Origin of the sequence: Streptomyces sp. cg35 (genome assembly GCF_050410835.1) — a bacterium.
Taxonomy (GTDB): Bacteria; Actinomycetota; Actinomycetes; order Streptomycetales; family Streptomycetaceae; genus Streptomyces.
In genome coordinates, this window is the sequence record NZ_CP191268.1 from 3542761 (window position 1) to 3568938 (window position 26178).

Below are 26178 nucleotides of genomic sequence, written 5' to 3' on the forward strand. Positions count from 1 at the left end.
CCAGCCACGACGACGGGACACCCGCCCCCACGCACAAACCGCCCGCGACGAGTCGAGAAGACCCACCGCGGGCGGCTGAAGAACCGGCCGGAGGAACCCGGGACTAGAGGAGCGCGAGGCCGCGGACGGCCTCGCGCTCCTCGGCCAGCTCCGCCACAGAGGCATCGATCCGCGCACGCGAGAACTCGTTGATGTCCAGGCCCTGGACGATCTCGTACTTGCCGTCCTTGGTGGTGACGGGGAAGGACGAGATGAGGCCCTCGGGAACGCCGTACGAACCGTCCGACGGGATACCCATGGAGGTCCAGTCGCCCTCGGCGGTGCCGTTGACCCAGGTGTGGACGTGGTCGATGGCGGCGTTCGCGGCAGAGGCCGCCGAGGACGCGCCCCGGGCCTCGATGATCGCGGCGCCACGCTTGGCGACGGTCGGGATGAAGTCCTCGGCCAGCCACTTCTCGTCGCCGCCGATGGCGTCGATCGCCGGCTTGCCCGCGACGGACGCCTGGAAGATGTCGGGGTACTGGGTGGCGGAGTGGTTGCCCCAGATCGTCAGACGCTTGATGTCGGCGACCGTCGAGCCCGTCTTCTTCGCGAGCTGGGTCAGCGCGCGGTTGTGGTCGAGGCGCGTCATGGCGGTGAAGCGCTCGGCCGGTACGTCCGGCGCGGCGGCCTGGGCGATGAGGGCGTTGGTGTTGGCCGGGTTGCCGACGACGAGGACCTTGATGTCGTCCGCGGCGTTGTCGTTGATGGCCTTGCCCTGCGGCTTGAAGATGCCGCCGTTGGCCTCGAGGAGGTCACCGCGCTCCATGCCCTTGGTGCGCGGGCGGGCGCCGACGAGCAGACCGACGTTGGCGCCGTCGAAGGCGACGTTCGGGTCGTCGGTGATGTCGATGCCCTGAAGCAGCGGGAAGGCGCAGTCGTCGAGCTCCATGGCGGTGCCCTCGGCGGCCTTGAGCGCGGGGGTGATCTCCAGGAGGCGCAGCTTGACCGGCACGTCCGCGCCGAGCAGCTGGCCGGAGGCGATGCGGAAGAGCAGTGCGTAGCCGATCTGGCCGGCGGCGCCGGTGACGGTGACGTTCACGGGAGTGCGGGTCATGGCGTTCTCCGTAAGACAGCAGGACATTTGATCGATCTCTCTACATCAAGAGATCCGCTCGTCAGGCTATCGCGCCCTGCCGCCACCGGACCTACCGGTGCGTGTGGCTCACCCCACAGCACCCGCGACCGCACGGGCTTCCGAACACGGCGGCGGCCGGCGGTCCCGGAAGGGAGGGACCGACGGCCGCCGTGGGGGTGCCACTGTGTGACCGCTCCCGTGGGGGTACTGCTGCGCCTTCCCCGAGAAGCCGTCCCCATGCACGCGAAACGCACGCGAACGCACTGTTCGATGGTGCGGACCGATCGCCTTACTCGGTGCAGCCCTTCTGGCCGGACGCGAGCGTCACGCAGGCCTTGGCGTCGGCGGCCGCCCCCACGGCCACCATCGGCGTGTACGCGTCGGTGTCCGCGTCGCCGACCAGGCCCTTCTTCGACGACTTGGCGCCCGCGTCGAGCTGGACGCTGTCGCCGGGCGCCGCGCCCGTGACGCGCGCCCAGGCCGCCTTGCACGTCTTGCTGTAGCGGACCTCGACGGTGGCCGTGCCGACCACGGCCCGGGTCGGGCTGTCGGCGAGGTCACCGCCGCAGCCCATGGCCTCCGGGTCCTTGCCGGTGCAGCCGGCGCCCACGCACTGGACGCCCGCGGGCAGTTGCGGCGCGCTGGTGGTCGGCGCCGCCGAGGGCCCGGCCTCGTCGCCCTTGTCGCCGTCGCCGCCGCTGGTCAGGACGTAGGCGACCACCACGACGAGCACCGCGCCCAGGACTCCCGCGAAGAACATGGTCAGCCGCCGCTTGCCCCGGCCGCCGGCACCTCCCGGTGCCGCGGGCCCGGCGGGCTCGGCGGGCCCGAACCGGTCGGCGCGCGGCGCCGAGCCCTGCGGCGGCACGGTCGGCGCGACACCCGCGGGGCCGGCGACACCGGTGGCCCGGGAGGCGGTCGCGCTCCCGTTTCTGCTGCCGCCCGTGGGCGCGGTCGGTCCGCCGAACTCCCCGAGCGCGGCCCGCGCCTGGGAGATCCGGATCGCTTCCATGGTCATGTCGTGACGCATCTCGGAGCGGCTCCAGGCGCGCTCCGCGAGCTCCCACATCGTGGTCAGGTGCACAGGATTGGTGCCGGTCACCTCGGCGAGCGCCACGATGGCACCCTTGGGTGCCAGCAGCCGCCCGTTCAGATACCGCTCCCACGAGGTCTTGCTGTACCCGGTGCGGTCCGACAGTGCGGCGATCCCGAGCCCGCTGCGGTCGACCAGCCGGCGCAGCTGGCTGGCGAACTCCTTGACCTGCGGGTCGAGTTCGTCCGGTAGCGCCTTCCAACGAGGCATTGCCTTCCCCCTATTCCCCCCATACGTGCCTGAATACCCCTGCGCCGCGCTTCGGCCCCGGCTTGCACTGGCTACCCAATGGGATGCGGGTAGCCAGGATGTCAGTTCCCTGGGCGGGGGCGCACGGGGGCATTCGACACCATTCGACAGCGCCCGCCACCGGAGCGTGCCCCCTCGCACGATCCGGGTCCGGGACGTCCATGACGGTCCCGATTTCCCAGGCTATGCGCGGTGTCGGCCCTCGTACGACAAAATCCCCGAAGTTGACGGGACATCCCCACACAAGGACGGCGGGCCTCCATCCCGGAGGCCCCGCACATCACTTGAGGCGACTCACCGTGTGACGTGCCACACGGTTGGCCGCACGGTTCGTCCCACGGCTCATCGCACGGTGAAGTGCAGCGTGTCCTGAAGGAAGGGGATCTTCAGCCAGGGCTGCGGCTGCGCCATCATCGCGAGCAGCACGATGACGAGGCCGAGAATCCCGTACGTGAGCATGTCCGTGAAGCGGGAGCGCACGGCGAGCATGCCGACGGACGGCAGCACCCAGCGCATCACGGCCCCGCCGAGCAGGGCCACGCCCACCAGGATGCAGCCGACGCGGAACAGGTCGAACGCGGTGAGCAGCAGCCCGATCCCGGTCAGCGCGAGCACGGCGATCAGCGGCCACTGGCGGGCGGGCGCCGGTGCGTCGCCGGGGGCCGCGCGGCCGCCGCCCTCGGGGCGCGCGGTGTCCCGCGTCCACAGCGGGAAGCGCCGGGTGCCCCGCTTCTTCGCGCCCCCGGAGGCCTCAGCGAACACCGTTCGCGTTCCGCTCGGCGGCCTCGACCACGTTCACCAGGAGCTGGGCGCGGGTCATCGGGCCCACACCGCCGGGGTTCGGGGAGATCCAGCCGGCGACCTCGGTGACGCCCGGGTGCACATCGCCGACGATCTTGCCGTTCTCGTCGCGCGAGACACCGACGTCGAGCACGGCCGCGCCCGGCTTGATGTCCTCGGGCTTGATCAGGTGCGGGACGCCCGCGGCGGCCACGACGATGTCGGCGCGCTTGAGGTGGGCGGCCAGGTCACGGGTGCCGGTGTGGCACTGGGTGACCGTCGCGTTCTCGGACTTGCGGGTGAGCAGCAGCGGCATCGGGCGGCCGATGGTCACGCCGCGGCCGACCACGACGACCTCGGCGCCGTTGATCTCCACACCGTGCTGGCGCAGCAGCGTGATGATGCCGAACGGGGTGCAGGGCAGCGGCGCCGGCTCGTTCAGCACGAGGCGGCCCAGGTTCATCGGGTGCAGGCCGTCCGCGTCCTTGGCCGGGTCCATCAGCTCGAGGATGCGGTTCTCGTCGATGCCCTTGGGCAGCGGGAGCTGGACGATGTAGCCGGTGCAGGCGGGGTCCTCGTTCAGCTCGCGGACGACCGCCTCGATCTCCTCCTGCGTCGCCGTGGCGGGCAGTTCGCGCTGGATGGAGGCGATGCCGACCTGCGCGCAGTCGCGGTGCTTTCCTGCGACGTACTTCTGGCTGCCGGGATCCTCGCCGACGAGGACGGTACCGAGACCGGGCGTGACCCCCTTCTCCTTCAGGGCCGCCACGCGGACGGTCAGTTCGGACTTGATCGCGGCTGCGGTGGCCTTGCCATCGAGAATCTGGGCGGTCATGGTGCCCATTCTTTCAGGGCGGCCCGGGTTCACCCAAGTTGCACCTGCACAACAGCTTTGCCGCCCTCTGGACAGGAGAGTGTCCGATTGAGGAGCATGATCCGCGCAGTGCCGCGGACGGCGGCAGGGGGGCAAACCGCTCAGGCGGCCGTATTTGTGTTTCATTCCTCCGCAGGTCCGCGCCGTCCCCGTCACCATCCTCGGAGGAATCTCGCCATGAGTTACGGCGACCCGAACAACCCTTACGGACAGCAACCGCCGCAGCCGAACCCGTACGGCCAGCAGGCCCCGCAGGGGGTCCCGCCGCAGGGCTACGGCTATCCGCAGCAGCCGGGCCAGCCCTACGGGGCGTACCCGCAGCAGCCGGGCATGCCGGGGCCGGGCATGCCCGGTGTCCCGCCGCTCGCCTCGATGGGCCGCAGACTCGGCGCGCAGCTGATCGACGGGGTGCTGATCAGCATCGTCTACTTCGTCTTCCTGGCGCCGAAGTTCAGCGATCTCATCGACGCGATTCGGGCCTGTGACGCCGGCTCGTCCACGTACGACACCTGCGTGAACAACGCCACGTCGGACTTCCAGTCCGCGACCCTGCCGATCGCCGGCGTCTTCATGCTCATCGTCCTGCTGTACCAGGTCCTGATGATCGCCTTCGTCGGCGCCACGCTGGGCAAGCTGGCCGTCGGCATCCGCGTCCTGAAGGCGGAGACCGGTGCGAAGCCGGGCATCGGCGGCGGCTTCCTGCGCTGGATCATCCCGGTCGTCGGCGGCTTCGCCTGCGGCATCGGCGCGCTCCTCGTCTATCTGTCCCCGTTCTGGGACAAGTCCGGCCGCAAGCAGGGCTGGCACGACAAGGTCGCGAGCACGGTCGTCGTGCATGTGAAGGGCTGAGCCCCAGCACTACGGAGAGGGCCCGCCGGTCGGTGACCGGCGGGCCCTCTCCGTGTACGGGTGACTCAGTGGAAGAAGTGCCGCGTCCCCGTGAAGTACATCGTCACGCCCGCCTTCTTGGCGGCCTCGACGACCAGCTCGTCACGGATCGAACCGCCGGGCTGCACGATCGCCTTCACGCCGGCGTCGATGAGGATCTGCGGCCCGTCGGGGAACGGGAAGAACGCGTCGGAGGCGGCGAACGAACCGCGCGCCCGCTCCTCGCCCGCGCGCTCGACGGCGAGCTTGCAGGAGTCGACGCGGTTGACCTGGCCCATGCCGACGCCGACCGAGGCGCCGTCCTTGGCGAGCAGGATCGCGTTGGACTTCACGGCGCGGCACGCCTTCCAGGCGAACGCCAGCTCGTCCAGCTCGCCCTGCGAGAGGGCGTCGCCGGTCGCGAGGGTCCAGGTGGCCGGGTTGTCGCCGTCGGCCTGGAGCCGGTCGGTGACCTGGAGCAGCGCGCCGCCGTCGATCTGCTTCGTCTCGACCTTCGCGGCCGGGCCGTTCGGGGCGCGCAGGACGCGGATGTTCTTCTTCTTGGTGAGGGCTTCGAGGGCGCCGTCCTCATAGTCGGGCGCGACGATGACCTCGGTGAAGATGTCGGCGACCTGCTCCGCCATCTCCTTGGTGACCGGGCGGTTCACGGCGATGACGCCGCCGTAGGCCGAGACCGGGTCACAGGCGTGGGCCTTGCGGTGGGCCTCCGCGACGTTCCCGGCGACGGCGATGCCGCAGGGGTTCGCGTGCTTGATGATCGCGACGCAGGGGTCCTCGTGGTCGTACGCGGCACGGCGCGCGGCGTCCGTGTCCGTGAAGTTGTTGTACGACATCTCCTTGCCGTGCAGCTGCTCCGCCTCGGCGAGGCCGCCGGTGCCGTCGACGTAGAGGGCGGCGCCCTGGTGCGGGTTCTCGCCGTAGCGCAGGACGTTCTTGCGCGTGTAGGCGGCGCCCAGGAAGTCGGGGTGGCCGCTGTCGTCGGCGGCCGCGTAGTCGTCCGCGAACCAGGAGGCGACGGCCACGTCGTAGGACGCGGTGTGCTGGAAGGCCTCCGCGGCGAGCCGCTTGCGGGTGGTGAGGTCGAACCCGCCGTCCTTGACGGCCGCGAGGACGTCGGCGTAGCGCTCGGGGCTGGTGACCACGGCGACCGAGGGGTGGTTCTTGGCGGCGGCGCGGACCATCGAGGGGCCGCCGATGTCGATCTGCTCGACGCACTCGTCGGGGGTGGCGCCCGAGGCGACGGTCTCGCGGAACGGGTAGAGGTTCACGACGACCAGCTCGAAGGGCTTCACGCCGAGGTCGGCGAGCTGCTTCTGGTGGTCCTCCAGGCGGAGGTCGGCGAGGATGCCCGCGTGGACCTTCGGGTGGAGGGTCTTCACACGGCCGTCGAGGCACTCGGGGAACCCGGTGACGTCCTCGACCTTGGTGACCGGCACCCCGGCCGCGGCGATCTTCGCGGCGGTGGAGCCGGTCGACACCAGCTCGACGCCCGCCTCGTGGAGCCCGCGCGCCAGCTCCTCCAGACCGGTCTTGTCGTAGACGCTGACCAGCGCCCGGCGGATGGGCCGCTTGTTGCTCTCGGCGGTCACGGGATAACTACCTTTCGTCCCTCAATGCTGTAGCCATTACGGGCCAGACGCCCCACGACATCGACGAGCAGCGTGCGCTCGACTTCCTTGATGCGCTCGTGCAGAGCGCTCTCGTCGTCCTCATCACGGATCTCGACCACGCCCTGAGCGATGATCGGGCCGGTGTCGACGCCGTCGTCGACGAAGTGGACGGTGCATCCGGTGACCTTGGCGCCGTACGCGAGTGCGTCGCGCACGCCGTGCGCACCGGGAAAACTGGGCAGCAGGGCCGGGTGCGTGTTCACGAACCGCCCGCCGAAGCGGGCCAGGAACTCCTTGCCCACGATCTTCATGAAGCCCGCCGAGACCACCAGGTCCGGCTCGTACGCGGCGATCGCCTCGGCGAGCGCCCGGTCCCAGTCCGCGCGCTCGGCGTGGTCCTTGACCCGGCACACGAAGGTGGGGAGCCCGGCGCGCTCGGCGCGCTCCAGACCCGCGATGCCGTCACGGTCGGCGCCGACGGCCACGATCTCGGCGCCGTACGCGTCCGTCCCCTGGGCCGCGACGGCATCCAGCAGGGCCTGCAGATTCGTACCTGATCCGGAGACCAGCACGACGAGGCGCTTGGCCTTGGCCACGACGGGGCCCTTTCTCGGGAGAGCTTTCTCGTGCGGTCGCCCTTGTTCGTTCCTACGAAGGCTTCGCACTCGCCCATACGGGGAACCCTACGAAGCGGCCGACCGTCAGCAACGATACCGGCACACCGGGCGGCCCCCACGGGACGGGGGCGTGGGCGGGAGGTAGCGTCAGCGTCCAGGAAGTCCCAGCAAGATCCCGCAAGAGCCACCTCCGGCGCGGAACGCCGGGCGGGTACGGAACGTTGACGTAAAGAACGAACCAAACCGCACCTGCGACCCGACCGACGACCTAGGGGAAGACGCACACCTGATGCCGGACCGAAGCCTTCGCCTCACGCTGCCCGCCGGCGCCGTCCTGCTGCGCGAAGGCCGGCCCACGCCGCCGTCGCCGTCCAAGGAGACCGAGGAGCGCGACGAGACCAAGGGCTCCGGGGACACCGGGGCGGACAACCCGTTCGCACCGCCGCCCGAGGACGCCCCTGACCGTCCCTGGCAGCCGCGCCGCCCGGAGGGCTCGGACTCCTCCGACGGGGGCGGCGACCGCTCCCCGTGGGGCAGCCAGTGGAGCGACCGCCAGCCGGGCCGCGCCCAGGGCGGCCGGTTCGGCGACCGCCTCGGCAACGGAGGCACCGGGGGCAACGGACAGGGCGGTCAGGGCGGCCCGGAAGGGCAGGGCCCCGGTCCCGGCGGTATGCGCTGGGACCCGACGGACCCGGCCCAGCGCCGCGCACGCTACGCACTCCTGTCGGGCATGTGGGGCTTCTTCTTCGCCCTGTTCGCCTGGCCGTACGTGGCCCTGCTGCTCGGCGCGCTCGCCCTGTACTGGAGCATCAGCGCCCTGCGTGCCAAGCCCCGCACGCCGGCCCCGGACGCCCCGGCGCCGGCCGCCGCGCCCGACACCTCGCGCCCGCAGACCACCGCGGCGATCAGCGGTCTGGTCACGGGTGCGCTGGCGCTGGCGCTGGTGGCGTCGATGTTCGCGGCGAAGCTGGTCTACAGCGACTACTACGAGTGCCGCACGGACGCCCTGACCAACGCGGCGAAGGAGTCCTGCGACGACCTCCTGCCGAAGGAGCTCCGTCCGCTCCTGGGCACTCGCTGACCGGAGGTCAGGACTCGGGGCCGGACGGCCGCTCCGGCGTCCGCGGCCGCTCCGACAGGTCCTTCAGGAGCGCCCAGCGCGACTCGCGTGACGCCTCGTCGAAGAAGTCGTAGGGCTCGAACCCGCCCGGTTCCCCGGCGGGTTCGGGCTCCGGCGCGGCGTCGGGACGACGCCGCCGGGCCACCGCCGACGCCGCCCACGCGGACAGCCGGGGCCGCATCGCGGACTCCCGCCCGCGCCACCACCGCACCAGCAGCGCCACCGGCACCCCGACGCCGCCGACCCAGGCCACCGCGGCCAGCCCGGTGAGCCAGCCGACGGGCCCGAACCGGGCGAGCGCCTCGCCGCCCAGCGCGCCGCCCGCCGCCACGGCGAGCACGGCCAGCGCCGCCCCGCACAGCGCGGCGGCCACTCCCACCGCGTACGCGACGCGTCCCCGTGACCATCCGGCCGCCTCGCCCGCCACCACCACGAACCACGCCACCGTCACCGCCGCCGCGGCCGGCACCACGCCCGCCGCCCACGTCAGGGGCGAGCCGTCGCCGGCCGCGGGCAGCGCGGCGAGCAGCGGGAAGGCCGGCAGCAGCGGACCGCCCGCGCTGCCCAGCGGCCCCACCACGTGCCCCGCCCCGAGGACGACCCCGGGGCCCAGTGCGTACGCGGCGCCCCAGACCACGGCGTTCGGCACCAGCGTGAAACACAGCAGCAGCACCGCGAACCGCCCCGACCAGGCCTCCGTCAGCTGCACGAACGACTCCCGCACCGCTCCCCCGTGCCATACGAGCCCCCCGGCCACCACGAGCGCGCCCCCGGCGACCAAGGCGAGGACCCCGGCGGCCGCGGCCCGCGCGGCGACCGGGAGGACGTCGCGCACGAACGTCTCCGGGAGCACGTCCAGGGCCGTGCGCAGCGCCTGTGGCAGGGGCCCGCGCGGCCGCCCGTGCGCGGTCCACACGCCGGCGCCGGCCGCCGCCACGGCGACCACGACGAGGTGTGCCGCGCAGCTGGCCCAGGAGGGCCGCAGTTCACCGCCGGACGCGTAGGACGCGGCGGCGGCGCCGACGAGGAGGTAGCCGAGCGCGACCCCGGCCCACACTCCGGCGGCGGGGGGCTGCGGCGCCCCCTCCTCCGGCTCCGCGGCGTCCCGGGCCGCCCGGTGCACCAGCCAGACCGGGAGCGCCAGGAGGAGCAGCGGGGTCACGCCCATCGGCGCGGGCGTCCCGGACAGCGTGTCGGTCCTGATCACCTCGGCGCCGTGGGCGAGCAGCCACAGCGCGGCGGCGGTGTGCAGGGCGCCGCCGGGCCCGCTGTCCGGGTAGGGCGAGCTGATCCACAGCACCATCACGAGCACCGCGAACGCCCCGAGTCCGAGGCCCGCCGCGACGGCTCCGCCGAACACTCCGGCGGCGGGTCCCGGTGATCGTTCCCGCACCCGGGTCAGCAGCAGGGGCAACGACAGTCCACGGCCGGTCATTTGGGTCACCGGCCCATGCTCCCAACGACACGCGCTTTCCCCGCGTAACAGGCGAACTACGGATGTGTCGCTCAAGATACGTTTATGTACTTTTTCGCGCGAAAGGGTGTGTGGAGTTCCCGATGACGCAGAGCGCCGCAACCCCACTGCCGACGCCGAAGGAGCGCCGCAGGCTCCGCGAGGCGAAGTCGCTGACCCAGGCTCAGCTCGCCGCGAAGGTCGGCGTGACACGCGAGACGGTGCGGTCCTGGGAGTCGGGCCGCACCTCGCCGCGGGGCCGTAAGAGGGAGGCGTACGCCAGACTCCTGACGGACCTCGCGGAGCGCCCCGCCGCCCGGCAGCCGAAGCCGGAGCCGGTGGCCGTCGGCGCCGCCCGGGTCGACCTGGCCAAGCCCGTCGAGCGGACCTCGCGGCCCGAGCCCTCCGCCGCCGGGCCGGAGCAGCCGCCCACGCGGACACCGGCCGAGGCCTTCGACGCCCTCTACACGCATGCCGCCCCGTTCCTGGTCCGCCAGACGTATCTGCTCACCGGCCGCCGCACCCTCGCCCGCGAGGCCGTCGAGCGCGCCTTCCAGCTGGCCTGGCAGCGGTGGCCGGAGGTCGCCGTCGACCCGGACCCGGCGGGCTGGGTGCGGGCGGCGGCGTACGAGTACGCGATGTCGCCCTGGCACCGGATGCGCCCCGCGCACCGCCACCCGGACGCGCCCCCGGCCGACGCGGAGGACCGCAAGCTCCTCGACGTCCTGCTGAGCCTGCCGCCCGCCTACCGGCGCACTCTGCTGCTCTACGACGGGGTGGGCCTGGACCTGCCGGAGACCGCCGCCGAGACCGAGGCCAGCACGCCGGCCGCCGCGAACCGCATCCTGCACGCCCGGGAGGCCGTCGCCGAGCAGCTGCCGGAGCTGGCCGTTCCCGAGCAGCTGAGCCGGCGGCTGACGGAGCTGGCGGGCGCGGAGAAGCTCGACGCCCCGAAGTCCACGCTGGTGCGGAACGTCGGTGAGAAGCGCACCCGGTTCTGGACCCGGGCCGCGATCGCCGTCACCGTCCTGATCGTCGGCGCGACCGCGCTCACGGTGCGGGTCGCGCCGACGCACTACGAGCCGGTGCCCGCGCCCGGCGCCCCGATCAGCGGTGTGCCGCCGCTGACGGGACCCGGCCGGCTGACCCCGCAGGAGCTGGAGCTGCGCCGGCAGCTGCGCAGCGAGCTGAGCGGCGGCCCCGAGCGGCTGGCGCCCGTGGCCGAATGACCAAAGACCAGTGGGCCCGCACCGTTTCGGTGCGGGCCCACTGGTCTGCGTACAGCGGCTGACTACGAGAGGAGCTCGCGGGCCAGCTTGGCGGTCTCGGTCGGCGTCTTGCCGACCTTGACGCCGGCGGCCTCGAGGGCCTCCTTCTTCGCCTGGGCGGTGCCGGAGGAACCGGAGACGATGGCGCCGGCGTGGCCCATGGTCTTGCCCTCGGGCGCGGTGAAGCCCGCGACGTAGCCGACGACCGGCTTGGTGACGTTGGCCTTGATGAAGTCGGCCGCACGCTCCTCGGCGTCGCCGCCGATCTCACCGATCATGACGATCAGGTCGGTGTCGGGGTCGGCCTCGAACGCGGCGAGCGCGTCGATGTGCGTGGTGCCGATGACCGGGTCGCCACCAATGCCGACGGCGGACGAGAAGCCGATGTCACGGAGCTCGTACATCATCTGGTACGTCAGCGTGCCGGACTTCGAGACCAGGCCGATGCGGCCCGGCTTCGTGATGTCGCCCGGGATGATGCCGGCGTTCGACTGGCCCGGCGTGATGAGGCCGGGGCAGTTCGGGCCGATGATGCGGGTCTTGTCGCCCTTGGACTTCGCGTACGCGTAGAACGCGGCGGAGTCGTGGACGGCGATGCCCTCGGTGATGACCACGGCGAGCGGGATCTCGGCGTCGATGGCCTCGACCACGGCGGCCTTGGAGAAGGCCGGCGGGACGAAGAGCACGGACACGTTGGCGCCCGTCTTCTCGATCGCCTCGGCGACCGTGCCGAAGACGGGGATGTCCGTGCCGTCGATGTCGACGGAGGTGCCGGCCTTGCGCGGGTTCACACCGCCGACGATGTTCGTGCCGTCGGCCAGCATGAGCTTGGTGTGCTTCATGCCCGTGGCACCGGTCATGCCCTGGACGATGACCTTGCTGTCCTTGTTGAGGAAGATAGCCATGGCTGTTCTGTCCCTCGTCCCTTACTTCGCGGCCGCGAGCTCGGCGGCCTTGTCGGCCGCGCCGTCCATGGTGTCCACGCGCTGCACCAGCGGGTGGTTGGCGTCGGAGAGGATCTTGCGACCCAGCTCGGCGTTGTTGCCGTCGAGGCGGACGACGAGGGGCTTCTCGACCTTCTCGCCCTTCTCCTCGAGGAGCGCGAGCGCCTGGACGATGCCGTTGGCGACCTCGTCACAGGCGGTGATGCCGCCGAAGACGTTGACGAAGACGGACTTGACGTCCGCGTCGCCGAGGATGATCTCCAGGCCGTTCGCCATCACCTGGGCGGAGGCGCCGCCGCCGATGTCGAGGAAGTTGGCCGGCTTCACGCCGCCGTGGTTCTCACCGGCGTACGCGACGACGTCCAGCGTCGACATGACCAGACCGGCACCGTTGCCGATGATGCCGACCTCGCCGTCGAGCTTGACGTAGTTGAGGCCCTTCTCCTTGGCAGCGGCCTCGAGCGGGTCGGCCGCGTCCTTGTCCTGCAGGGCCTCGTGGTCGGGGTGCCGGAAGTCGGCGTTCTCGTCCAGGGAGACCTTGCCGTCGAGGGCGATGATGTCGCCGGAGGCGACCTTCGCCAGCGGGTTGACCTCGACGAGGAGGGCGTCCTCCTCGATGAAGGTCTTCCAGAGCGTGACCAGCACGTCGGCGACCTTGTCGGCCACCTCGGCCGGGAACTTCGCGTCCTCGACGATCTTGCGCGCGACCGCGGGGGTCACGCCCTCGTTGGCGTCGATCGGCGTCTTGGCGACGGCCTCCGGGCGGGTGGCCGCCACCTCCTCGATCTCCATGCCGCCCTCGACGGAGGCGATGGAGAGGAAGGTGCGGTTGGTGCGGTCCAGGAGGAAGGAGACGTAGTACTCCTCCACGATCTCCGGAGCCGTCTCGGCCATCATCACCTTGTGGACCGTGTGGCCCTTGATGTCCATGCCGAGAATGTTCGTCGCGTGCGCGACGGCCTCGTCGGGGGTGGCGGCCAGCTTCACGCCACCGGCCTTGCCGCGGCCACCGACCTTCACCTGCGCCTTGACGACGGACTTGCCGCCCAGCCGCTCGGTCGCCTCGCGGGCTGCCTCAGGCGTGTCGATGACTTCACCGGCCAGCACCGGTACACCGTGCTTGGCGAAGAGGTCCCTCGCCTGGTACTCGAACAGGTCCACGCGCGTCCGTCCCTATCAGTGATCTCGCGGTTCGATTTCCTGCGTGGGCGTGCCGCGATGGGCAACGTGACTCCGCTGTCACAAGGGAGGCGTACGAGGCGTACACAGTGGCCGGGTACGCGGCATGTCCGTCTCGCAGGTTATCGCCGCTCAGCGATGGCTTCTAAATCGCAGATCACACCTGAGCGGTGATACCGGTCACAGAGCGTCCCGTTTGTCGTGCTGTCCGCCACTTGTTTGCGGCCTCACCGCGCGGGGGTACGCACGGTGAGGCCACCCGAAGAGCCCCGGTTCTGCACGAAGGGGCCCAAGGCGGGCACCCCGTCCCCGACGGGTTCGCCCGCCCGTACGCCGGGTGTCGGCCAGGTCACACCGATGGATTTCGGCCGACCGGGCTCAGCGGCGTCGGTCAGATGCCCCGCACGTAGCTGGGCGCGACGGAGTCGGCGACGCCCTGCACACCGGTGACGGCGTTGCCCGCGAGCGGCTGGACGTCGGCGACGACGGTTCCGGTGAGGTCGTGCGCGAACGGGGCGACGGCGCCGACGACGCCGTTCGCCAGGGGCGCCGCGTCGTCGGCGACGACGGTCTGCGCGAAGGGCGCGACCTCGTCGCCGACGACCGCCGCGGCGAACGGCGTGACGTCACCGGTGACGCCCTGCGTCAGGCCGTGGGCGCTGGTGCCGACGCTCTGCACGACGGGCCGCACGTGGTCGGCGACCGTCTGCACGAGGGGGCGCACGGAGTCGACGACGCCGCCCGCGAACGGCGCCACGTCGCCCACGACCAGGCCCTGCGCGAGCGGGCCGACCTCGCCGGTCACACCGGACGCCAGCGGCTGGACCTCGCCGGTCACGCCCGCGGCGAAGGGCTGCACCTGCTGCCCGACCAGGCCGGTGGCGAACGGCGTGACGTCGCCGACCGCACCGCCCGCGAGCCCACCGGCGTCGCCGACCGCCTGGCCCGCGACCGGCAGCACGCCGTGCACGGCGGTGGCCGCGACGGGCGGCAGGACGGCGGCCGCGGTCTCGTCGGCGATGGGCGTGGCCGTCGCGGTCACGTCCTCGGCCGCGAACGTGGACAGGGGTCCGAAGAGGTAGTCGACGTCGTCACCCGCGGTGGCCGCGGTGGCCGCCGCGTGCTGGACGTCCTCGGCGGCGGGGGCGTGCGCCCGCGCCTGCGCGCCGAGGTGCGAGACCGTGGCCCCGGCCTTCTGGGGGGTCTTCTGCGTGGCGGTCTTCTGCGTGGCCTTGGCGACGGCCTTCTCGGCGGCGTGGGTGGCCTTGTGGCCGGCCGCCTGGTCGGCGACCTCGGCGGTGGCCTTGTCGGCGGCCTTGTCCGTGGCGCCCCGCGTCAGGTGGGAGGCCGTGTCCTGCACGTCGGCGACGGTGTCACCGGCCACGTCCGGCACGGACAGCGAGTGGGCGGGCAGTTCGTCGGCGCTGGCCACGGCCGAGCCGAGGGCCCAGGCGCCGGAGACGCCGGCGGCCATGACGAGGGAGCGGCGGATGTTCTTGTTCATGGGTACGTCGGTTCCTTCGAATTCTCAGGGGTAGGGCAGACCTGTTCCGCCCCCGCGCGACAGGTCACGTGCGGGGAAGGGGCCGCCCTAGCCGGGGAATTCGGGGATGTCGCGATGTCGGTCGGTCACCGGCGCGGGGCCGCCGGACGCGAGCGCGCCGGGCGGCAGCAGCACGGGCAGCCGGCTGTCGAACGCCGCCGCGTGCAGATCCCCGTGCCGCGTCGAACCCCCGTCACCCGCGGACGCGTTGGCCACGGGTGCGCCGTCGGGGCGGGACGGGGTGCCGGGTCCGGCCGGCTGCGGCGCGGCGGCGTGCCGGGCCGGGGACGCGCGATGTGCACCGTCCCGCCGTACGTCGCCGAACCGCGCGGTGTCGTACGCCGTCGGCCCCGCCTGCGTCGAGCCGTGCGGACGCGCGGCGCGGTGCGGGGCGTGCTCGTGCGCGGAGGTGTGCGCGGGCTGCGCCTCGGCGGGTTCGGTGGGCTCGGTGGGGTCGGCCGGTGTCGGCTCGGAGCCGGAGTGGCCGGGCAGGCCCGGCAGTTCGGGCAGGGTCGGCGGCCCGTCCGGCAGCGGCCGGGGGGACGCCTGCGCGAGGCCCTCGACGACCCGGCCGGCCACCTCGCCGACCGGCTCGGTCACCTGGCGGACCGCGTCGGCGGCGGGCCGCACGGCCTTCTCCCGTACGGGTTCGACGACCCGCGCGCGCACCTCTCCGGAGGCCCGCCCGGGCACGGCCCGGACCTCGCGCACGGGCTCGGCCGCCGCCTCGCGCACCGCCGCGTGACGCGGCGCGAGGGGGCCGGCGGAGTCGTCCGCGTGGGCCTGCCCGCCGCAGAGAAAACCGATGCCGATCAACCCGGCCAGCAACAGCGCCAGTTGAATCGCACGCCGCTTCACCGCCGCGCGCGGCAGGCGCTCGGCGGGGGCGGGGAGGCTGATCGGGGACGTCACGGTGCGCCGATCCTCGCACGGGACGAGGGAGCCTGCGCAAGCCCCGTGTTACCGATGGGTACTCATATCCGGTTTGCCGCCGCTCCGCCGGTTTCGGCCGACGCGTCGGGTATCGGCAGCGGCCGCTTCTCGATGGCCGCGGCCATGACCTCGGGGAACAGGTCGGGGGTGCAGGCGAAGGCCGGTGCGCCGAGTGAGGCGAGCGCCGCCGCGTGCTCCCGGTCGTAGGCGGGCGCGCCCTCGTCGGAGAGCGCGAGCAGCGTCACGAACTGCACGCCGGAGGCCTTCATCGCGGCGACCCGCTTCAGCATCTCGTTGCGTATCCCGCCCTCGTAGAGGTCGGAGATCAGTACGACGACGGTCTCGGCGGGGCGGGTGATCTGCGACTGGCAGTACGCGAGCGCCCGGTTGATGTCGGTGCCACCGCCGAGCTGGGTGCCGAACAGGACGTCGACCGGGTCGTCGAGCTGGTCGGTGAGGTCGACGACAGCCGTGTCGAAGACGACAAGCCGGGTCTGGATCGAGCGCATGGAGGCGAGCACCGCGCCGAACACGGAGGCGTACACGACGGACGCGGCCATCGAGCCCGACTGGTCGATGCAGAGGATCACCTCCTTCTTCACGGACTGCGCGGCCCGGCCGTACCCGATGAGCCGCTCGGGCACGATCGTGCGGTACTCGGGCAGGTAGTGCTTGAGGTTGGCCGCGATCGTGCGGTTCCAGTCGATGTCGTGGTGGCGCGGCCGGTTGATCCGGGCGCTGCGGTCGAGGGCGCCGGTGAGGGTGGCGCGGGTGCGGGTGGCGAGCTTCTTCTCCAGGTCCTCGACGACCTTGCGGACGACGGCGCGGGCCGTCTCCTTGGTCGTCTCCGGCATCGCCTTGTTGAGGGAGAGGAGCGTGCCGACGAGGTGCACGTCGGCGTCGACGGCCTCCAGCATCTCCGGTTCGAGCAGCAGCGCGGACAGGCCGAGCCGGTCGATGGCGTCGCGCTGCATGACCTGGACGACGGAGGACGGGAAGTACGTGCGGATGTCGCCGAGCCAGCGGGCGACGGACGGGGCGGAGGCCCCGAGCCCGGCGCTCCGGCTGCCGCCGGGTGCCCGTTGTTTCCCTCCGTCGGTTCCGTACAGCGCGGTCAGGGCGCTGTCCATCGCCGCGTCCCGGCCTGCCAGTTGGCAGCCCGTGCCGTCGGCCGCGTCGCCGCCCAGGACGAGTCGCCAGCGCCGGAGCCGTTCATCTCCGATGGTCATGGGGTCCGTCATCTCGCCGCCTCCGTGGGGGTGCTGGTGCGCTGTCTCGTCTGCCGGGTGCGGTGTGTGGTCGCCTGCGCGTCCGGTGGGGGCTGGTCGCGCAGTTCCCCGCGCCCCTGGAGCATGCGGCTGCGCCGCTGCTCCCTCGATGGGATGCCGCACGAAGTGCGCATCCCAGGGGCGCGGGGAACTGCGCGAGAAGCCCCACCGGTCCGCACCCGGCAACGCACCCCCGCACCCCATCCCCTCATCCGGCCCCCGCCCCGACCCCGAGCAACAGCCGAACCACGGGCACCACCGCGTCGGCCCGATCCGGATCGAGCTCCCCGGCGAACCCGGACGGCACCCCCGACACGGCGGAGGCCGAAGCCGCGGGCCCGCGTCCGACGAGCTCACCCAGGGTCCGCCGCACCCCGGACTCGTACGCCGAGAACGTGCGGCGCAGCAGCGGCAGTACGTCGGTGAACGCGTCGCCCGACACTCCGGTCAGCCACGCGTCGACCAGGGCGAGGAGCCGCTCGTCGTGGACGAGGAGGAGGCCGCCGCCCGAACCGCCCCCGACGAAACCCTCGATCCAGGCCGCCGCCTCGCCCGGCGGGGTGCCGGGCGAGAGGGCGAGGCCCATCAGCCGGGCCGCGCCGTCGTCGTCGAGCGCGCCCTCGTCCAGCAGGATCCGTGCGCACCGGCCGCGGATCTCCCCGGCCACGCTGTCCCGCGCGGCGAGCGTGCGCAGCACGGCCCGCCAGCGCTCGCCCAGTTCCGCCCGCTCCAGGAGGGCGACGGCCGAGTGCACCGCGTCGACGTGGCCGCGCATCTCGACGGCCGCGTCCGCGTCGAGGCCCGCGCACGCCGGGGGCAGCCCGACGAAGACCCGCTCGGCGAGGCCGGTCGCCACCTCGGCGAGGGCGGCGGTGCCGGTGCCGCGCACGTCGCCGTAGCGCAGGGCGCGGACCAGGGCGGGCAGGGCCTGGGCGAGATGACCGACGTCCGCGTCCAGCGCGGCGCGGTCGGCGAGGACCCGCATCACGACGGGCAGCGCGTCCGGCAGGCCCGCGAGCAGGCAGTGCTCGGCGAGCGCGGTGACGTCGGCGAGGGCGGTCGCGGCGACGGCGTCCGATTCCGCCTTGGCACCGGCCGCGGCGAGCACGGTCGTCCCCCACACCCCGGCCTCGGCGACCCGCACCGAGAGCTCCGGCTCCCAGCGAAGGCGCCATGTCTCGCGGAAGGTGCCGGTGGAGCCGCGGGTGGACCTCGCCGGCTCGCCCCAGTCGACGCCGAGCAGCCGGAGGCGGTGCAGCAGTCGGCTGCGCGCGGCGTCGGTGTCGCCGCGCAGATCGAGGTCCAGCTCCTTCTCCAGTGCGGCCGGCTTCAGGCGCAGGGTGCGCTGCTGCCGGGTGAGGTCGCGCTGCAACGGGACGGCGGGCGCGCTCTCGGGCACCTCGCCCAGGACGTCACCGACGACGAGCTTGTCGTGGATGAGCGACAGCGGGACGTCCGAGCCCTCGCACAGGACGGCCCGTACCGCGTCGAGGGTCTCCGTCAGTCCGGCCAGTGGCCGCCCGCGCATCACGGCGAGGCTCTCCGCGAGCCGCACCGCCTCGATGACATGGGCGGACGACACGATCCGGTCCTCGTCGCGCAGCAGCCCCGCGATCTTGGTCAGCCAGCGCTCCACGGGCCGGTCGGGGACGCTGAACAGGTGCCCGTACCAGCCGGGCGACTCGATCCCCGCCCCGTATCCGCCGGCGCGGGCGAGGCGGCGGTGGGTCCACGGCACCCAGGTCATGTCTACCTTCGCCTTCGGCAGCCCCTTGAGCAGGGCGCGGTCGGCGGCGACGGTGGTCTTCTGCCGCAGCGCGGGCACATGCCACGCCCCGCACACGACGGCGACCTCCTCCCCCGAGCCGAACTCCTTCTGCGCGGCGCGCACTTGGAGCCTCATGTACGCCTCGCGCACCAGGTCGCGGCCGTGTCCGCCGTCCCCGTACGACTCCCGCAGCGCGCCCATGGCCTCGCCGAGCGCGGCGAAGGCATCGCCCTCGCGGTGCTCGACGACGTCCTCCCACCACCGCTCCGCGTCGTCGTACCCCGCGGTCTCGGCGAGCACGCGCAGCGGGTCGACGCGCACGTCCTCCGCCTGGTCCGCCTGGTCCGCCTCGTCCGTCTCGTTCGGGGCGTCCTCGGCGTCCCTCATCGCCAGGCTGTGGGCGGCGGGCAGGTCGATGAAGCGGACGGGCACCGCGTGCGCCAGGGCCCAGCGCACGGCGACCCACTCGGGTGAGAACTCGGCGAACGGCCAGAACGCCGACTTCCCCGGCTCGTCCACGACATGGGCGAGCAGCGCGACCGGCGGCCGCATGCCCTCCTCCGCGGCGAGCGGCACCAGCGCGTCGGCCTCCGGCGGGCCCTCGATCAGCACGATCCGCGGCCCGGCCGCGTCCAGGGCACGGCGCACGGCCCGCGCGGACCCGGGTCCGTGGTGCCGGACGCCGAGCAGCAGAGGCCCTGTCATGCGCTCACCTCGCGGCAGGCCCGGTAGAAGTCCTTCCACCCGTCCCGCTCGCGCACCACGGCCTCCAGGTACTCCTGCCAGACGACCCGGTCCGCCGCCGGGTCACGCACCACGGCGCCGAGGATCCCGGCGGCGATGTCCGACGGCCGCAGCACGCCGTCCCCGAAGTGGGCCGACAGGGCCAGGCCGTTGGTGACGACGGAGATCGCCTCCGCCGTCGACAGCGTCCCGCTGGGCGACTTCACCTTCGTACGGCCGTCGGCGGTCACCCCGTCGCGCAGCTCACGGAAGACGGTGACGACCCGCCGGATCTCGTCGATGCCGTCGGGAGCGCTCGGCAACTCCAGGGCGCGGCCGACCTGTTCGACCCGGCGCGAGACGATGTCGACCTCCGCCTCGACGCTCGCGGGCAGGGGCAGCACCACCGTGTTGAACCGGCGGCGCAGCGCGCTCGACAGATCATTGACGCCGCGGTCCCGGTCGTTGGCCGTGGCGATGAGGTTGAACCCGCGCACGGCCTGCTGCTCCTGACCCAACTCCGGTATGGGCAGCGTCTTCTCGGAGAGGATGGTGATGAGCGTGTCCTGCACATCGGCCGGGATGCGCGTGAGCTCCTCGACCCGTGCGGTCATGCCCTCCGCCATCGCCCGCATGACGGGGCTGGGCACGAGGGCGTCCCGGCTCGGTCCGTGGGCCAGCAGCTGCGCGTAGTTCCACCCGTACCGGATGGCCTCCTCCGGCGTGCCGGCCGTGCCCTGCACGAGCAGCGTGGAGTCCCCGCTGACGGCGGCCGCGAGGTGCTCGGACACCCATGTCTTGGCGGTCCCCGGCACGCCGAGCAGCAGCAGGGCCCGGTCGGTCGCCAGCGTGGTCACGGCCACCTCGACGATGCGCCGCGGCCCCACGTACTTCGGCGTGATCACCGTGCCGTCGGCCAGGGTGCCGCCGAGCAGATACGTGGCGACGGCCCACGGCGACAGGCGCCAGCGGGCCGGCCGCGGCCGGTCGTCCTGCGCGGCCAGCGCCGCGAGTTCACCCGCGAACGCGTCCTCGGCGTGCGGCCGCAGCGCCTCTCCCCCGGCCTGCTCGCCGGTCCGGTCCTCGACGGAAACGGTCATGGCTGTCCCCCTCCAACTCGCCCAACTCGAACCATCACGACGAGGACATGACCGCCTCGCCGCGCGATGGATCCCACGGTGCACCACGCCACTGACAATCGACCTCGCACCCACGATCACCGCAGGTCAGCGCGGTGGCCGACGGGATTGTCAGTGCCGGGACCTACCGTCGAAGACATGACTCAGCAGGGGGTGCGCTGGACGACGGACCAGGTGCTGGCACTGGCGCCTGACGCCTCGTCACGCAAGGCGGGAAGCAAGCTCGGGGCGGCGGGACCCTGGTCGGGGACCGGGAGTTCGGACGAGGGGACGGTGTGGGGACTGTGCAAGGGCAGCGGCAGCAAGCCGTACCAGACGATCGTGGACACGGGCGGTGGGCCGGGCGCGACGGGCCCGGGATACAAGTGCAGTTGTCCGAGCCGCAAGTTCCCGTGCAAGCACGCGCTGGGGCTGCTGCTGCTCTGGGCGGGCGACGACACGCAGGTGCCGGGCGGGCAGGCGCCGCCGGACTGGGCCGAGCAGTGGCTCGCGGGCCGCAGACAGCGGGCGGCGGCGAAGCAGGAGGGCGCGGCCGGGGCCGGCGGCAGCGCCCCGGCAGATCCTGAGGCGGCGCGACGCAGAGCGGAGCGGCGCGCGCTGCGGATCACCGCGGGGGCCACGGAGCTGGAGCAGCGCCTGACCGATCTGATCCGGGGCGGACTGGCGCAGGCGGAGCAGGCGGGTTACGGACTGTGGGAGGAGACAGCGGCCCGCATGGTCGACGCACAGGCGCCCGGACTGGCCTCGCGGGTACGGGAGTTGGGCGCGATACCGGGCAGTGGACCCGGCTGGCCGGTGCGACTGCTGGAGGAGTGCGCTCTCCTGCATCTCCTCGACCAGGGCTGGCTGCACCGTGCGGAGCTCCCCGACGACCTGGCGGCGACGGTCCGTTCCCGGGTGGGCCTGACGGCCTCGGCGACGGAGCCCGCGCTCCGGGACCGCTGGCTGGTCCTGTCCCAGTACGACACGGCGGACGGGCATCTCACCACGCGCCGCATCTGGCTGTACGGCGAGGAGTCGGCCCGCACGGTCCTGCTCCTCTCCTTCGGGGCGGCGGGCCGCGCCCCGGCGCTGGCCCTGCCGACCGGGCCGGCCGTGGACGCGGCCGTGGCGAGACATCCGGGGGCGGGGGCGCTCCGCGGGGAAATGGGCGAGCGGTTCTCGGCACCGGAGCCGAGCGCCGTCCGGCCGTCGGGGGGTGATGTGGGCCAGGCCCTCGTGGCGTACGGGCGGGCGCTCGCGGCGGATCCGTGGCTGGAGTCGTGGCCGGTGACCTTGGCTGACGTGATACCGGTGCAGGGCCCCGACGGCGGCTGGCAACTGGCGGACGCCGATGGCAAGTCGGCGCTCCCCCTGACCGCCCACGCCGCGATGTCCTCCGGGCTGTGGCGTCTGGTGGCTCTGTCCGGTGGTGCGCCGGTGACGGTGTTCGGGGAATGCGGCCACACGGGTTTCCGCCCGCTCTCGACGTGGACGCCCGCGTCCCCCGACCTCATCTCCCTGTGCTGACCGCACCGCCTCCATGACAGTGCCCCGGCGCTGGGGTGCCGCCTTGCCCACCCTGCCGCCCCAGGCGGCAGATTGCCCAAGGCGGGGGCGGAATCCAACGGCGCCGCACCCGAACACGGGAGGCCCCACCGGGGAAGGCCGCACGGCAACGGGAGGGGATGTGTCGGGGTGCCCCCGCAGGACACCACAGGCATTCAGCGCCGGATGACGCGCCTACGGCGTACGGAGGCGACGAGACCCATCCGGCCGAGGAGGTACCCCGACACGGCCCCGCCCCCACGCACCGTCCGACGGCGCCCCACAGCAACCGACCACGACGAGGACAGAGAACACAGAACAGAGGGGTTCAGATGACCAGCCCGACCACCACACCCTGGGACGACCTGGTGACCACGGCTCTGCTCGGTACGGAGCGCCGCTCGACCACCACCCCCACCGCCCTCCTCGACGAGGCGGCCGTGCAGACGGTCCGGCGCCGCGCGGGCCTGCGCCCGGCCCCGGCCGCCACCCCGCCCGAGCCCGCCGCCGCGGACCCCCGCCCGCCCCTGCCGACCGCCGCGCGCAGCCGCCTGTCGCTGCTGCTCACCGACCGCCCCGGCACCGGCAATACGCGAAGAGGCGCCGCCCCCGACCTCCTGGAACTGCTCCCGCAGTGGCTGGCGACGGCCAACGCCCACGGCTACGCGCCCCCGCCCGAACTCCTGCCGGCGCTGCTCGACGCGGCGCGCGGCCGCACGGACCTGCGCCCGGGGGCCCTCACGTTCGCGGGCCCGCGCGCCCTGTGGCTGGCCCGCCTCAACCCGGACTGGAAGTTCGCCCTGCGGGCGGCGCCGGGCGCGGGCACGGCGCTGCCCGCGCCCGAGGACACGGAACAGGTCCAACTCCTGTGGTCGGAGGGTTTGTTCGCGGAGCGGGTGGCGCTGCTCGCCGCCGTCCGCGCCCACGACCCGGATGCGGCCCGCACCCTGCTGGAGGGCACCTGGCGCACCGAGCGGGCCGAGGACCGCCTCATGTTCCTGGACTCCCTGCGCACGGGACTGGGCGACGCGGACGAGCCGTTCCTGGAGCGGGCCCTGGCCGACCGCAGTCGCAATGTGCGGTCGACGGCAGCCGAGCTGCTCTCCGCGCTGCCGCACTCCGCGCTCGCCGGACGCATGGCGGACCGTGCGCTGTCCTGCGTGGCGCTCGACCGCACGACGGGGGCCGTCGTCGTGGAGGCCCCGCACGAGTGCGACGTGGCGATGGAGCGGGACGGCGTGGTGGCCAAGCCTCCCACCGGCCGGGGCGAACGATCGTGGTGGCTGGGCCAGTTGGTGGAGGCCGCGCCCCTCGACCGCTGGCCGGCGAGACTCGGCGACCGTACCCCGGAGGAGATCGTGACGCTGCCGGTCGCCGACGACTGGCGGGGTGAGCTGCACGCGGCGTGGTGCCGGGCCGCGGTGCGCCAGCGCGACACCGGCTGGTCGCGGGCGCTGCTCGGCACCCCGACGGCCGCCGACGCGGCGGGCCCCGGCGCGGTCTCGCTCGCGGAGCGGTCGAAGCTGCTCGCGGCGCTGCCGGGGGCGGAGCGGGCGGAGTGGGTGGCGCGGTTCATCGCGGCGCACGGCCTGTCCGAGGCGTTCCAGCTGCTCGGGGTGTGCGCGACGCCCTGGGCACCGCCGCTCGGGCGGGCCGTCGTCGACGCACTGAACATCGCGCGGGACGCGGGGAGTTATCCATGGAGCTTCAGCGGAGTGATGGGTCTGGCCGAGCGCTGCCTGGACCCGGAGGAAGCCGTGCGTCTGGAAGGGCTCACGGCGACGGTGGAGGAGACGGAGGACGCGGCGCCCGGGGCCGGCGGGTACTGGTCGGAGGCGTTCCAGAGGCTGGTCGGCACGTTGCGGCTGCGCCGGGCGATGCGCGACGAACTGGCTCCGCCGGGACCTGCCCCGACGCCCGGCGGCCCATGAACGGCACCCGCCCCACGCCCCGCAGCCACCTCACTGATGGGCGGCCCCGCCCCACAACCCGCAACCAACCCACGAACGGGCCCCGCCCCACGGACAAGACCAGGCCGACGAACGTCACCCGGTCCACAACCCACGCCGGGCCCACAACCCACGCCGGGCCCACACCCCGCAACCACTCCACCAGCGGTCTCCCGCCCGGCGCACCAGGCTCCGACGGGACGGGCTCCGGCGGGACAGACTCCGACAGGCCAGACTCCGGACCGCCCCCCGGCGGGCTACGCCCCGGCCGGCTGCCGCACGTTGGCGCGGACCCAGTCCACGATGGACGCGGTCGTGGCGCCGGGCGTGAAGATCTCCGCGACGCCCTTCTCCTTGAGCGGCGGGATGTCGGCCTCGGGGATGATGCCGCCGCCGAAGACCTTGATGTCCTCGGCGTCGCGCTCCCGGAGCAGTTCGATGACGCGGGCGAAGAGGGTGTTGTGCGCGCCGGAGAGGATGGACAGGCCGATCGCGTCGGCGTCCTCCTGGATCGCGGTGTCCACGATCTGCTCGGGCGTCTGGTGCAGACCCGTGTAGATGACCTCCATGCCGGCGTCGCGCAGCGCCCGCGCGATCACCTTGGCCCCGCGATCGTGGCCGTCGAGCCCCGGCTTCGCGACGACCACGCGGATCGGACCGGCTGCCACACCCATCACTGCCTCCATGAAGCGACTGACCCCCGGGGCTCTGGTACCCGGTTGCCGGATACCCCATCCGGGATACCCGAAGTGAACGAACGTTATCGACAGCATCCCGCAACCGGCCGTTTCACGGTGCTCAGCGAGGGGGAAATCACACGGTGGGACACGTTCGCTGCGCGCCGCAACCGCATCCGGCGGGTTTTCAACCGCATCCGGGACAGGCGCGAGGGGAGCCGCTTCGAGGTCGCCGGGCCACCGCGCCGACAGCCGCACGGCACGGTGGCACGGTGCGTTCGGCCGTCTTTCGGGTCGACGAGTCGGCACATCGGCCCGGCCCTGGGTGTCGCTTCGGCCGGTTCCCCACATGAGTGCACACGGGGGTCAGAGGCGTCCTCCCTGTGCCGACGGGAGGTTGACCGATGAAGGTCACGAGGACCTTGCCCTTTCGCCCGATCTGCCACCTGCTCCCCACCAGACTGGCCGGTCTGTCGGTCGCGCTCCTGAAGGCGACCGCGCTCGAACTGGCGATCCTCGCGGGGCATCTGCTCCTCTATCCCTCGGGCATCCTCCCGGAACGAAGGCATCCGCCGGCGCTCCCGGCCACGGGGGCATCGGGCGCGGCACTCACGCCGGCGGACCTGGAGCAGCTGGACGACCCCGATGAGCTCGAGGATCTGGACGGCCCCGACGACCTGAAGGACTTGGCCGGTCTGGCGGACGCGCCGCGGCTGCCCACCCCGGCCAAGCCCCCGGTGCTGCTGCTGCACGGCTTCATCGACAACCGCTCGGTCTTCGTCCTGCTGCGCCGTTCCCTGGTCCAGCACGGCAGGCACGAGATCGAGTCGCTCAACTACTCGCCGCTGACGTGCGACATACGGGCCGCGGCGGCGCTGCTGGCCCGGCATGTCGAGGAGCTGTGCGAGCGGTCGGGCCAGGAGCGGATCGACATCGTGGGTCACAGCCTGGGCGGGCTGATAGCGCGCTACTACGTGCAGCGCCTGGGCGGCGACCAGCGGGTGCGCACGCTCGTCTCGCTCGGCACCCCGCACGGCGGCACCCGGGTCGCGCCGCTCGCGGACGCGCATCCGATCGTGCGGCAGATGCGCCCCGGTTCACCGGTCGTCGAGGAGCTGAAGGGGCCGGCGCCCGGCTGCCGTACGCGTTTCGTGAGCTTCTGGAGCGATCTCGACCGGCTGGTGGTGCCGCTGGAGTCGGCGTGCGTCGACCACCCGGATCTCCTCGTGCAGAACGTGCGGGTGACGGGCATCGGGCATCTGGCGCTGCCGGTGCACCCGGCCGTCGCGACGGGGGTCCGCCAGGCCCTCGACGCCGACCCGACGACGGAAGGAGTGCACGCCGCCGACTCGGTCGGCGGCCTGACGGTGGCGTGACTCTGGCGCCGGAAGAGCCCGTTCGCGTCGAACACATCTCGAACTCAGAGCCAAGGCTCTGCCCACAGTTCACCGAAAGGCGG

At 73.1% G+C, this 26178-nt stretch carries 21 protein-coding genes; 6 read left to right on the top strand and 15 right to left on the bottom strand.

Annotated features, from left to right (window positions below; all coding sequences use genetic code 11):
• Nucleotides 1-103: 103 nt before the first annotated feature.
• The 4 genes from ACQUQD_RS16140 to ACQUQD_RS16155 all read right to left on the bottom strand — a co-directional run bounded on the left by ACQUQD_RS16140 (nucleotide 104) and on the right by ACQUQD_RS16155 (nucleotide 4074).
• The gene (locus ACQUQD_RS16140) at nucleotides 104-1096 is read right to left on the bottom strand and encodes a malate dehydrogenase (protein WP_428952772.1); all 993 of its coding nucleotides are present in this window, start codon (nucleotides 1094-1096) and stop codon (nucleotides 104-106) included.
• 310 nt (nucleotides 1097-1406) lie between these two features.
• Complete coding sequence (locus ACQUQD_RS16145) at nucleotides 1407-2420, bottom strand: XRE family transcriptional regulator (protein WP_428952773.1); 1014 nt, start codon at nucleotides 2418-2420, stop codon at nucleotides 1407-1409.
• Between the two features lie 381 nt (nucleotides 2421-2801).
• A complete protein-coding gene (locus tag ACQUQD_RS16150) occupies nucleotides 2802-3221 on the bottom strand; it encodes a DUF3017 domain-containing protein (RefSeq protein ID WP_428952774.1) in 420 nt (139 codons plus the stop codon).
• The gene (locus ACQUQD_RS16155) at nucleotides 3211-4074 is read right to left on the bottom strand and encodes a bifunctional methylenetetrahydrofolate dehydrogenase/methenyltetrahydrofolate cyclohydrolase (protein WP_428952775.1); all 864 of its coding nucleotides are present in this window, start codon (nucleotides 4072-4074) and stop codon (nucleotides 3211-3213) included. Before ACQUQD_RS16155 ends, ACQUQD_RS16150 begins: the two co-directional genes overlap by 11 nt.
• 216 nt (nucleotides 4075-4290) lie before the next feature.
• On the opposite strand from ACQUQD_RS16155, the gene ACQUQD_RS16160 reads away from it, so the two are divergent.
• Nucleotides 4291-4962 carry an RDD family protein gene (locus ACQUQD_RS16160; RefSeq protein WP_428952776.1) on the top strand — a complete coding sequence of 224 codons (672 nt, stop codon included), beginning with the start codon at nucleotides 4291-4293 and terminating at the stop codon, nucleotides 4960-4962.
• 65 nt (nucleotides 4963-5027) lie between these two features.
• Here the strand turns inward: ACQUQD_RS16160 and purH are convergent, their stop codons facing one another.
• Together purH and purN are read right to left on the bottom strand one after the other, a co-directional pair.
• Entirely contained in the window at nucleotides 5028-6590 is a 1563-nt protein-coding gene (gene purH, locus ACQUQD_RS16165) for a bifunctional phosphoribosylaminoimidazolecarboxamide formyltransferase/IMP cyclohydrolase (RefSeq protein ID WP_428952777.1), read from the bottom strand.
• Complete coding sequence (purN, locus tag ACQUQD_RS16170) at nucleotides 6587-7207, bottom strand: phosphoribosylglycinamide formyltransferase (RefSeq protein WP_428952778.1); 621 nt, start codon at nucleotides 7205-7207, stop codon at nucleotides 6587-6589. The genes purH and purN overlap by 4 nt, the downstream gene beginning before the upstream one ends.
• Nucleotides 7208-7517: 310 nt before the next feature.
• Here purN and ACQUQD_RS16175 point away from each other — a divergent pair, with 310 nt between their 5' ends.
• Nucleotides 7518-8309 (top strand): hypothetical protein, encoded by a 792-nt coding sequence (locus ACQUQD_RS16175; protein ID WP_428952779.1) that lies wholly within the window; start codon nucleotides 7518-7520, stop codon nucleotides 8307-8309.
• A gap of 7 nt (nucleotides 8310-8316) precedes the next feature.
• On the opposite strand, the gene ACQUQD_RS16180 is transcribed toward ACQUQD_RS16175, so the two are convergent.
• Complete coding sequence (locus tag ACQUQD_RS16180; protein WP_428952780.1) at nucleotides 8317-9783, bottom strand: cell division protein PerM; 1467 nt, start codon at nucleotides 9781-9783, stop codon at nucleotides 8317-8319.
• A gap of 122 nt (nucleotides 9784-9905) precedes the next feature.
• Between ACQUQD_RS16180 and ACQUQD_RS16185 the strand changes: the two genes are divergently transcribed.
• On the top strand, nucleotides 9906-11030 hold the full coding sequence (locus tag ACQUQD_RS16185; protein ID WP_428952781.1) for a helix-turn-helix domain-containing protein: 1125 nt from the start codon (nucleotides 9906-9908) through the stop codon (nucleotides 11028-11030).
• Nucleotides 11031-11092: 62 nt separating this feature from the next.
• Here ACQUQD_RS16185 and sucD read toward each other — a convergent pair whose 3' ends face one another.
• The 7 genes from sucD to ACQUQD_RS16220 form a co-directional block, all read right to left on the bottom strand.
• A complete protein-coding gene (gene sucD, locus ACQUQD_RS16190) occupies nucleotides 11093-11974 on the bottom strand; it encodes a succinate--CoA ligase subunit alpha (RefSeq protein WP_428952782.1) in 882 nt (293 codons plus the stop codon).
• A 21-nt stretch (nucleotides 11975-11995) separates the two neighbouring features.
• On the bottom strand, nucleotides 11996-13174 hold the full coding sequence (gene sucC, locus ACQUQD_RS16195) for an ADP-forming succinate--CoA ligase subunit beta (protein WP_428952783.1): 1179 nt from the start codon (nucleotides 13172-13174) through the stop codon (nucleotides 11996-11998).
• A gap of 409 nt (nucleotides 13175-13583) precedes the next feature.
• Nucleotides 13584-14696, bottom strand: coding sequence for a hypothetical protein (locus tag ACQUQD_RS16200; RefSeq protein WP_428952784.1), 1113 nt, complete (start codon nucleotides 14694-14696; stop codon nucleotides 13584-13586).
• Between the two features lie 87 nt (nucleotides 14697-14783).
• Nucleotides 14784-15647 carry a hypothetical protein gene (locus ACQUQD_RS16205; RefSeq protein ID WP_428952785.1) on the bottom strand — a complete coding sequence of 288 codons (864 nt, stop codon included), beginning with the start codon at nucleotides 15645-15647 and terminating at the stop codon, nucleotides 14784-14786.
• Between the two features lie 62 nt (nucleotides 15648-15709).
• The gene (locus tag ACQUQD_RS16210) at nucleotides 15710-16897 is read right to left on the bottom strand and encodes a vWA domain-containing protein (protein ID WP_428952786.1); all 1188 of its coding nucleotides are present in this window, start codon (nucleotides 16895-16897) and stop codon (nucleotides 15710-15712) included.
• Between the two features lie 247 nt (nucleotides 16898-17144).
• Nucleotides 17145-19409, bottom strand: a complete 2265-nt coding sequence (locus tag ACQUQD_RS16215) for a DUF5682 family protein (RefSeq protein WP_428952787.1) — start codon at nucleotides 19407-19409, stop codon at nucleotides 17145-17147.
• Nucleotides 19406-20527: an ATP-binding protein gene (locus ACQUQD_RS16220; protein ID WP_428952788.1), complete on the bottom strand. Its 1122-nt coding sequence runs from the start codon at nucleotides 20525-20527 to the stop codon at nucleotides 19406-19408. Before ACQUQD_RS16220 ends, ACQUQD_RS16215 begins: the two co-directional genes overlap by 4 nt.
• A gap of 177 nt (nucleotides 20528-20704) precedes the next feature.
• Here ACQUQD_RS16220 and ACQUQD_RS16225 point away from each other — a divergent pair, with 177 nt between their 5' ends.
• Both ACQUQD_RS16225 and ACQUQD_RS16230 read left to right on the top strand, forming a co-directional pair.
• Nucleotides 20705-22075: an SWIM zinc finger family protein gene (locus ACQUQD_RS16225; protein ID WP_428952789.1), complete on the top strand. Its 1371-nt coding sequence runs from the start codon at nucleotides 20705-20707 to the stop codon at nucleotides 22073-22075.
• A gap of 350 nt (nucleotides 22076-22425) precedes the next feature.
• Nucleotides 22426-24024: a DUF5691 domain-containing protein gene (locus ACQUQD_RS16230; RefSeq protein ID WP_428952790.1), complete on the top strand. Its 1599-nt coding sequence runs from the start codon at nucleotides 22426-22428 to the stop codon at nucleotides 24022-24024.
• A gap of 275 nt (nucleotides 24025-24299) precedes the next feature.
• Here ACQUQD_RS16230 and ACQUQD_RS16235 read toward each other — a convergent pair whose 3' ends face one another.
• Complete coding sequence (locus ACQUQD_RS16235) at nucleotides 24300-24716, bottom strand: cobalamin B12-binding domain-containing protein (RefSeq protein WP_428952791.1); 417 nt, start codon at nucleotides 24714-24716, stop codon at nucleotides 24300-24302.
• A gap of 407 nt (nucleotides 24717-25123) precedes the next feature.
• Between ACQUQD_RS16235 and ACQUQD_RS16240 the strand changes: the two genes are divergently transcribed.
• Nucleotides 25124-26095, top strand: coding sequence for an esterase/lipase family protein (locus ACQUQD_RS16240; protein WP_428952792.1), 972 nt, complete (start codon nucleotides 25124-25126; stop codon nucleotides 26093-26095).
• The last annotated feature ends 83 nt before the right edge of the window (nucleotides 26096-26178 follow it).

What these genes read in the sequence shown, in the direction of transcription:
- ACQUQD_RS16140 (WP_428952772.1), bottom strand. Translation starts at nt 1,096, where the DNA reads ATGACCCGCACTCCCGTGAACGTCACCGTCACCGGCGCCGCCGGCCAG.
- ACQUQD_RS16145 (WP_428952773.1), bottom strand. Translation starts at nt 2,420, where the DNA reads ATGCCTCGTTGGAAGGCGCTACCGGACGAACTCGACCCGCAGGTCAAG.
- ACQUQD_RS16155 (WP_428952775.1), bottom strand. Translation starts at nt 4,074, where the DNA reads ATGACCGCCCAGATTCTCGATGGCAAGGCCACCGCAGCCGCGATCAAG.
- ACQUQD_RS16160 (WP_428952776.1), top strand. Translation starts at nt 4,291, where the DNA reads ATGAGTTACGGCGACCCGAACAACCCTTACGGACAGCAACCGCCGCAG.
- ACQUQD_RS16175 (WP_428952779.1), top strand. Translation starts at nt 7,518, where the DNA reads ATGCCGGACCGAAGCCTTCGCCTCACGCTGCCCGCCGGCGCCGTCCTG.
- ACQUQD_RS16180 (WP_428952780.1), bottom strand. Translation starts at nt 9,783, where the DNA reads ATGACCGGCCGTGGACTGTCGTTGCCCCTGCTGCTGACCCGGGTGCGG.
- ACQUQD_RS16185 (WP_428952781.1), top strand. Translation starts at nt 9,906, where the DNA reads ATGACGCAGAGCGCCGCAACCCCACTGCCGACGCCGAAGGAGCGCCGC.
- sucD (WP_428952782.1), bottom strand. Translation starts at nt 11,974, where the DNA reads ATGGCTATCTTCCTCAACAAGGACAGCAAGGTCATCGTCCAGGGCATG.
- ACQUQD_RS16200 (WP_428952784.1), bottom strand. Translation starts at nt 14,696, where the DNA reads ATGAACAAGAACATCCGCCGCTCCCTCGTCATGGCCGCCGGCGTCTCC.
- ACQUQD_RS16210 (WP_428952786.1), bottom strand. Translation starts at nt 16,897, where the DNA reads ATGACCATCGGAGATGAACGGCTCCGGCGCTGGCGACTCGTCCTGGGC.
- ACQUQD_RS16215 (WP_428952787.1), bottom strand. Translation starts at nt 19,409, where the DNA reads ATGACAGGGCCTCTGCTGCTCGGCGTCCGGCACCACGGACCCGGGTCC.
- ACQUQD_RS16220 (WP_428952788.1), bottom strand. Translation starts at nt 20,527, where the DNA reads ATGACCGTTTCCGTCGAGGACCGGACCGGCGAGCAGGCCGGGGGAGAG.
- ACQUQD_RS16225 (WP_428952789.1), top strand. Translation starts at nt 20,705, where the DNA reads ATGACTCAGCAGGGGGTGCGCTGGACGACGGACCAGGTGCTGGCACTG.
- ACQUQD_RS16230 (WP_428952790.1), top strand. Translation starts at nt 22,426, where the DNA reads ATGACCAGCCCGACCACCACACCCTGGGACGACCTGGTGACCACGGCT.
- ACQUQD_RS16235 (WP_428952791.1), bottom strand. Translation starts at nt 24,716, where the DNA reads ATGGGTGTGGCAGCCGGTCCGATCCGCGTGGTCGTCGCGAAGCCGGGG.
- ACQUQD_RS16240 (WP_428952792.1), top strand. Translation starts at nt 25,124, where the DNA reads ATGAAGGTCACGAGGACCTTGCCCTTTCGCCCGATCTGCCACCTGCTC.